This is a genomic window from Natrialba sp. PRR66 (assembly GCF_034808065.1).
Lineage (GTDB): Archaea > Halobacteriota > Halobacteria > Halobacteriales > Natrialbaceae > Natrialba > Natrialba aegyptia.
In genome coordinates this window covers 1-229 of the sequence record NZ_JAXHGN010000309.1, presented here as the reverse complement: position 1 = coordinate 229, position 229 = coordinate 1, and the positions used below count along the sequence as shown (strand labels likewise).

Annotated in this window: 1 protein-coding gene; it reads right to left on the bottom strand. The window is 50.2% G+C overall.

Going from position 1 to position 229, the window contains the following annotated elements; translation table 11 throughout:
- Positions 1 to 43: 43 nt before the first annotated feature.
- On the bottom strand, positions 44 to 229 hold a 186-nt coding region (locus SM755_RS24305; RefSeq protein WP_323174918.1), incomplete at its 5' end, for a hypothetical protein.

Genomic DNA, 229 nt, shown 5'->3' with positions numbered 1-229 from the left:
CTTTTGTATTTGCCAGGCACTGGTAGAGCCTCACAGGAGACAGCTATATCAGGCTCCTGTCAGCAGGCTCTTGTTGGCATCTGCCTAGTGTCTGGGTTTGGTGGTTGTTTATGGGATGGATCTCCAGGTGGGGCACTCTCTGAATGGTCCTTCCTTCAGTCTCTGCTCTGAACTTTGTAACTCCTTCCATGGGTGTTTTGCTCCCCCTTCTAAGAAGGATCATGTATCC